5 protein-coding genes and 1 pseudogene are annotated in these 7,654 nt (G+C 59.1%); all 6 read right to left on the reverse strand.

Annotated elements, in window-relative coordinates:
- Nucleotides 1–101 precede the first annotated feature (101 nt).
- Nucleotides 102–617 (reverse strand): hypothetical protein, encoded by a 516-nt coding sequence (locus H7F49_RS18520; protein ID WP_185685048.1) that lies wholly within the window; start codon nt 615–617, stop codon nt 102–104.
- Nucleotides 618–621: 4 nt separating this feature from the next.
- Entirely contained in the window at nt 622–1,410 is a 789-nt protein-coding gene (locus tag H7F49_RS18525; protein ID WP_185685049.1) for a sel1 repeat family protein, read from the reverse strand.
- Nucleotides 1,411–1,501: 91 nt separating this feature from the next.
- Nucleotides 1,502–6,223, reverse strand: coding sequence for a Calx-beta domain-containing protein (locus H7F49_RS18530; protein ID WP_214647905.1), 4,722 nt, complete (start codon nt 6,221–6,223; stop codon nt 1,502–1,504).
- A gap of 7 nt (nt 6,224–6,230) precedes the next feature.
- Complete coding sequence (locus H7F49_RS18535) at nt 6,231–6,698, reverse strand: hypothetical protein (RefSeq protein WP_185685051.1); 468 nt, start codon at nt 6,696–6,698, stop codon at nt 6,231–6,233.
- 80 nt (nt 6,699–6,778) lie between these two features.
- Nucleotides 6,779–7,000, reverse strand: a complete 222-nt coding sequence (locus H7F49_RS18540) for a hypothetical protein (RefSeq protein ID WP_185685052.1) — start codon at nt 6,998–7,000, stop codon at nt 6,779–6,781.
- A 96-nt stretch (nt 7,001–7,096) separates the two neighbouring features.
- Nucleotides 7,097–7,654 (reverse strand): annotated as a pseudogene (locus H7F49_RS18545) (hypothetical protein); the annotation flags it as partial.

Here is a 7,654-nt window from a genome sequence, read left to right on the forward strand (position 1 = left end):
ATCGCTTCGAGACCCGCGTATGCTGCGCGCGGGTGGCTGGGGTCCACATGCCTGTCTCCGAGAAGTCTGCAAACTCCCGGAATCACATGTGTCTCAGCCGCTCAACCCCTTTCGAAACGGCCTCTTACTGCGCTCTCTAATTGCGAGTCGCCAGGAGTACTGTAAGCTTCTCCGCCAGTGCCATTGTTGCCAGCTGAAAGCCCCTTGTCCAATACAGAAACGAACTCAGTAAATCCTTTGGAATTTGCCTGATTAAGAAATTCCTTAAAGAAGGCAACATCTGGAGAACCATTGATAATTGCATGATTCACGATTGCCAGAATGTCTGACATCACTGCCTGCTGAGAATCATTAAAATTTATAAATTGAAATGATGGGATATTTATGATTTCGCCGTTCAGCGAGTAAGTGTGTTTTCCAAAGAATGAGCTAACATAATTTGTCTGGCTGTTGGCATCTTTTGTGGCATCGGCTCTGAGAGCATCAATAACATTCTTAAGTACGAAGTTTTTACCGGAAACATCAGCCAATTTTTCCATGATCCGACCAGACGGAAGGGATTCCTTTGTCACCGCGCCCAAAGATGGCGCAGGATTTTGTGGTGGGGTGTCCGGCATCGGGTTATCTCCGGCTAGCATATATTAGAACGTTGTATTTTCGAAAAGCACCTGAAAATGTCCGAAATTTCACCTCGAACCGCGCATGTTTGTCTGATTCGGTATACAATTCACTTTCAGATGGATCCATCAAGCCAAAGGGAATTGGTACATTCTGGATCGCGTCTTGATCTTCGGTAATTAATGTTAAATCTACAACATCAATATAGAGTCCTTTTTTTATCTCTATATTGTAGATAACCGCACGACAATCAGAGACTGAATATGGCGCTACCTGCGCAATAATTGCGGGTTCATCATTGCATATGTTGGAAATACCAAGATAGTGAGGTGATCCAACCACGGTCACCAGCGCAGAGTCCAGTTGACGTGCTTTGAATTCGATCTGACCTAACCTCTGCTTGGCCGCCAAAAGGCCAGGACTGTGAGGGCCAGACGATGCGGAAATCGTGGATACAGCCCCGCCGGGACTTGTTGGAACAAAGAAGGTGGATTTTCCACCGCTGTCGCTCCCCGCTTGGGCATAAAGCCGCGCCGCCCGCCTCAGATTCCGCGCGACCCCGTGCCCTTCTTCAAACGCAATCCCCAGGTCCAGCTGCGCCTGCTTGTCTCCCGCCTGGGCCCGGCGCGCGAGGTCGCGCAGTTCGGCGGGCAGGTCCGGCGCGGTGAGGTTGAGGCCCATGTAGGAGGTGGGCGCGGCGCAGCCGCCGGCCAGCGCCGAAGCGCCCAGCGCGAGTCCCGCCGCCACGCGCAGCGCAACTCGTTGAAACCCCAACTGATCAGCCCTGATCATTGGATAGATACTCCCACCTGTGCAGGAGGCTGCGCTTCGTAGTTGCCCTTGTCAACGCTGACAGCTGGTGCAAACCTGAAGGATTAACCATTCACCTGATCGTATTGGCTATTTTTCTTGGCTGCATTGCGATGCGCCAAGCACAGGCGGCGCGCTTTCCTACCCAGCCGGGCTCTGCCACACTCCGTGCGGCTCTTTGCAACCGTCGATATCCCCGCCCGCACGCCAAATTCTTCACATGGCGCACACGCGTGAACTTCGCGAAGTTTCCAAACTTCGCGGCCTGATCCCCCGCCCCGCCGTACAGATCGTCCGCCCCGGCATCGCCCGACAGCACATCGTTGCCGCGCCCGCCGATCATCTCGTCGTTGCCCAGGCCGCCGATCAGCAGGTCGCGCCCGACATCGCCCGCGACCATGTCGTCGCCTGTCCCGCCGTTGCCAACGTCGTCGCCGGCGAGCAGGAACAGCTTGTCGTTGCCAGCCCCGCCGAACACGAAATCGTTGCCCGCGGTGCCGATCAGCACGTCGTTGCCCGCGGTGCCGGTGATGAAGGTCGACAGGTCGCCCAGGCGCAGTTCGGTGCCGTCGGCGAAGCGCAGCCATTCCACCCGCTTGAACGGGTTGGCGAACCAGTCCCTGATCGTCAGCTGGGTGCCCGAGAAGCTCTCGACCCCGTTCACCGTCTGCATGACCATGATGATCAGGTCATTGCCCGGCGCCGCCGCCGTGCCCGATCGCTTGAGCTGGATATCGCCGATCTCGATCCCGGCGCCGAACACCACCGCGTCCTCGCCCCCGGCCGCGTTGTCGTTGACGACCCCGCCCCAGGTGCCGGCCCAGTCGGCCCTGATCGTGCCATTGGCGATCCCGGCGAAGCGCTGGCTGATCGCATCGCCGCCGGTGGTGGCCGCCACCGGAGCGCCGACCGCCTCGTCGTTGATCGTGTCGAGCCCGTCGCCGCGCCGCACCACATACTGGTCGTTGCCCGCGCCGCCCGCCAGCTGGTCACCATCACCGGCACCGCCAGCAAGGATGTCGTCCCCCCCGCCGCCGGTCAGCGTATCGGCCCCCTCGCCGCCCTCGAGCCAGTCCGACCCCTCACGCCCGCGCAGCACGTCGTTGCCCGCGCCGCCGTTGAGGTAGTTGCCGTCCCCGCCCAGCGCGCCCGCATCGGGCCCGCCTGCGTCGAGCACGTCATCGCCCTCGCCGCCCAGCAGCCAGTCGTCGAGCCGGCCGCCATAGAGCGTGTCGTTGCCGGCCCCGCCGAACAGGTTGTCGCCCAGGTTCGAGGCATAGACCAGGTCATTGCCGTCCCCGGCATCGACCGTCGCGGCGACGTCGATCGCCAGCTCCTTGCGGTCGGCGGTGGCGAAGGTGAGCGAACCGGTGCCCGCGCCCGAGGAGCGCGCGATCGAGAACGTCGCCTGCCCGCTCGCCTCGTCGAGCGTGACCGCATCGATCCAGGCCAGCGGCAGCGTGCCGGTGGTGGCATCGAGAATCGTCCCGGTGCCGCGCGCGCTGACCACGCCGTTTGCGTCCGCCACATTGGCGATCAGGCTGGCCCCGGCGGTGACCGTGGCGCTGAGGGTGAAGCGCTCGTTGCCCTCGACATTCAGGAACTGGGGCTTGCCGTTGCCCGGGATCGTCGCCCCGGTGAGCGGATCGGTGGTGGGCGCGACATAGTCCGGATTGGCGACATTGTCCGCCAGCACGGCGACACGCACGAACTTCTGCACCTGCCCGGCGGCAAAGGTGAGCGCCGTGGCCGCGGTCCAGGTCACCCCGTCGTCCGAAACCTCGATCCCCGCGCCGCGGTCGACGCCGACCGTGGTGGTGTCGTCGAGCACGGCCAAGCTCGCACTGACCGCGCCCGTGGCGGCCTTCGACAGCGAGACGCGGAACACGGCATACCCGTCGCCCTCACGCGCGAAGGAGCGCCCGACCAGCAGCGTCGGCAACGCGGCGGTACCATCGACCAGGGTCGCCTCGGCACTGCCGCCGACGATCGACAACCCGGTGCCGTTCGACAGCGTGCCCACGAGGGTCTCGGCAGCCTCGGCCAGCGTGTCCTTCGTAACGGTGACATTGACGCTCTTGCGCATCTCGCCCGCGGCGAAGGTCACGGTCTGGGTCAGCGTGGTGAAGTCGCTGCCGGCAACGGCGATGTCGTTGTTCAGCTTGCCGTCGACCGTGTAGCCGCGCTGGTCGGCTAGCCTGGCTGTGCGCAGGTCGATGGTTTCGGCAGCGGCGGTGGCCTTGATCGTGGTCTGGCCGGCGATGTCGACGGTATCAATGAGCGAATAGGCCCCAATCCCGATCAGGCGGCTGACCTGGCCGCTGGCCGGATCGTAGTCGAACCCGAACGTGGTGTCTGCTGCGGTGGCCCCGGCCTGCTTGAGCAGGAAGGTGAAGCCGCCGAACCAGTCGCTGGCCGCGCGGCGGGTGAGGCCGAGTTCGTCGGCGCGGGCAAGGTTGATCAGCGTCTCGGTGGCCATCGCACTGTCCGGCTCGGCCGAGACCAGCGCGTTGATGACGGCGGCATTGGCCAGATAGCTTTCGTAGCTCTGCGCCGAAGAGATATTGCCGATAAGCACATTGGTGTCGAACCGAGTGGCATCCACGCCCAGTGCAAACGTGTTGTAGATCGCGCGCTTCACATAGATGTCACCGCCGGCGATCTGGAAATCGGGATCGGTCAGCCCCTGGACGACGCCATAGCCGACGATCCGGCTGTAGGCGTCCTTGTCCTTCGACGAGACGCGGAAGGAGATGTAGTTCTGGTCCTGCGAACTCTGTGCCTGGTAGACGTAGTCGGACTTGCGCATCCCGTAGTTGCCGGCGGTGACCGCTGCGGGATTGAGCAGCATGCCGCCCACGGCCGAGAGCACTGCATTAAAGGTCTCGGCTGCGGCGGAGGCGAGACCGCGAGCGGCATCCTGGGATCCGCCTTTGCGCGCCCAGACGTTCGAAACGACGAACTTGTTCTGACTGGCGTCCCAACTGGCGTCTGCGCCCGAGCGTGGGGTGCCGCCGAAAATCGAGCCGATCAGGCCGCCAACTAGGAAGCCGACGAATGCCGCCACAGCAACGCCCAGCGGACCTCCAAACCAACCCATGTTGGCGAAGGTCGCCGCAAGACCAGTTGGAGTCGCAGCAGCGAGCGCCGCGGTCATGGCGCCCGCGGCAAGTGCAGAGCCCACGGCCGCACCCAATTGGCCCCCGATTGTGTCGAACGTCACAATCTGGGCTGCAAGGTTGGAGCCTAGGAATCCGCCAATCACATTGCCTACATTTACGCCCTTTAACACATCAACAATCTTGGCCGGGTTGGCGAGGACCTGCGGCAGCGCGGCGATAATCGCCGACATGTAGGTGCCGGCAGCGCTACTGACGAGACCCCCGGCAAAGCCGTTCAAACCCAGCGCGCTGACCAATTGGGCAGTGAGAAATGAGGACACTGCTCCTATGCCCGCAGACTTCAGATTGCGCAGGAGCTCGCCCCCTGTGGCGGCAAAGGCAATGTCGACTGCGTCGTTCACCGACACCTTGCCGACCAAACCATCAAGGACCACCCCGAGGTTGTCACCCAGGGTTTGAAACACTGCTGAATACAAAACCCCGGTCAAGGCGTCGCCATTGGCTAAACGATAGCCCAACTGTTGGCCAAGCGCGGAACCGATATCCGAAAAATCGAAGGGCAACGGATTGCCCGCAATCCCAATATCCGACGATATCAACCGGTTATTGTCGTCGAACCTTTTCAATATTAACGCATTTCGATTAACATCAAATATCTGGTCAACAATAGGAACATTAATCCCGTTAACCAGCCTTGTTTTTACAGTTCCATCCTCATTATATTTGAACTGAACTTCAACCTTTCGGCCTGTCTTTTTATCAATAAAAATGCCATCCGATCTCACTAAAATCCCTTCAGGCAGCCCTGGCAATTCCTTAGTTTTCAGATCGGGATACGATAATGAAGACATTATTGCTGCCGGTCGTTTCAGCAGTTCAACTGAAGTTGTATTTCCATCGAGGCCAGACCAAAAATCGAAAATCGGCCCTTGAGTTGCGCCATCTAACCCCGCGTTACCATTATCGCTCCAAAAAATACGGCGCGTATCGACTATGAAGTCGGCAACATCTTGGCGGCTTTCAGCAGGGACCTTATCCAGATTGCGGGCAAGGAACCCAAACGCTGTCATCAGGTCGAAGCCGCCTTGATTGAAGCCACTTAGCCCCAGATCCCACACAGAGGTGTCCTGAACAATTCCGGCAAGGACTTGCTTCGCATTAGCGATCCAACTTCTGACCTCCGAAGGACTCTTAAAGACCCCGGGGGTGTTGTTAAACCCAAACATATCAAAGCCGTATACAATGCCGAGGACACCGTCAGCCCATGAAGAGTCGGACACCTTCAGGCCAGCGACTGCGCCGCCCACATCTCTGTTTCTCAAATGATCTGCAGTGAACGGGACCCCGGTCTCAAGCGCTTTCAGATAGTCTGCGACCACTGTACGGGCGAGGTTGTTAGACACAGCCTGATTCTGCGCGGAAGACACTGGCCTGCCATTCTGCTGCAACGATGCGAGATTGTTCATCCGCCAGACGAACTCTCGAATGACGGAACCCTCTAGCGGTGATCCCGGCGCAGTGAGCCCACGCCGATTGATGTTAGACGCCATGTCCAACCAACGCGAGATTCGTGGATCCCAGCGCGGATCGTTTTCAATCTGAATTTTGATAAAGAAATAAGCACGATCGAATTGTCCAGTCGCAACAAAATATTGCAACTGATTGATCTGCATTTGTTTATCAGCGGGCATTGCTTGGCTTCCCGGTTCTAAATGCTACTCGATAGCCATCGAAGGATAAAATATTCAGGTCAGTGGGAAGGAGTTCATCAGAAAATGTTGTGCGGTTATTAATTTGGGTGCGAGCACTGCGTGGCGAAATACTATTTCTTAATAGAAATGGCAATTCATTATAGGTCACATCCTCACCGCTGCACCATGGATAAGCGTAAAACCATCTAACGCCGCGAATATCTAGATTCCCTTCATGGAGCGACCCCACCGGCATTTCTCCATCCCAGTACAATTCTTGATCATTGCCAGTGCTGAAAAAATGAAGCTTTGAGAGTGTAGCTCGAGCTTTGTCTGAAAACTTGCATTCATTAGTCTCAGGCGGCTTCCAAAGAGCCAGACTTGGTTCGCTGACGTTTAACGGCTCAGGACTGCTTGGCGAACACCCCATAACACCAGACAGCGCACCAAAAATCATTCCACCACGCCATATGTGCCGCGAAATTGCCTTACCGCGAGACGGTCTGTTGCGGTCGTTCAGACGAGTTAAGCCCCCAGTCATGGCGCCGACTTGAGGTGCTGTGGCTGCTCTTTCGTAGCAGCCAGTCCAATTTGCGCCATGCCGGTCTCAACTTGGAAATCCAGGTGAAAGGTGCGAAAGCCTCCAAGCTGTTCACGACTTGAGACTTGAGATTTGAATCTATGTAGTTGCGTGCCTGCCATGCCCGACCATCTCGCGATATTGGAGCTATGTTGTGGTAAACCGATGCTCGAGTCCATGTTCATTCCAGTCCGTCTTTGACGGCAGGAAGGGATGGAGCACAGTTTTTGGGCCGTCGCACCTTTGACCACCCCAATTGCTGCGCGAATGAAGCTCTAATCATGAAGCATCCCCAAACGAATACGGGCGGCTTTCAGACCCCTTTGCGGCAAACCACTGCCCACCTGCACCACACGCCCCGCCTGCCCCGACACCACCGGAGGCACATAAACCCATGACGGCCCGCCACTGTCACTCGCCGCCAGCGCATAAAGCCGCCGCGCCCGCCCCGTGTCCCGCACAACCCCGCGCCCTTCTTCGAAGGCAATCCCCAGGTCCAACTGCGCCTGCTTGTCCCCCGCCTGCGCCCGGCGCGCTAGCTCGCGCACATCGGCAGACAAGTCCGGCGCGGTGAGGTTGAGGCCCATGTAGGAGGTGGGCGCGGCGCAGCCGCCGACCAGCGCCGAAGCGCCCAGCGCGAGTCCCGCCGCCACGCGCAGCGCAACCCGTTGGATTTCCAATCGATCAGCCCCGATCATTGGATAGATAGTCGGCCGTGAAGAACGCGCTTTTGACTTTGGGTGGGGATAGGTTGGCCCGGTGATCTGCCCTTGGTTCGTCAGGCAGGGACCATTTTCCGGGGCGCAGCAGGAAGGCAGGCCGTGAGCAGGACG

Origin of the sequence: Novosphingobium aerophilum, from assembly GCF_014230305.1 — a bacterium.
Classification (GTDB): Bacteria; Pseudomonadota; Alphaproteobacteria; order Sphingomonadales; family Sphingomonadaceae; genus Novosphingobium; species Novosphingobium aerophilum.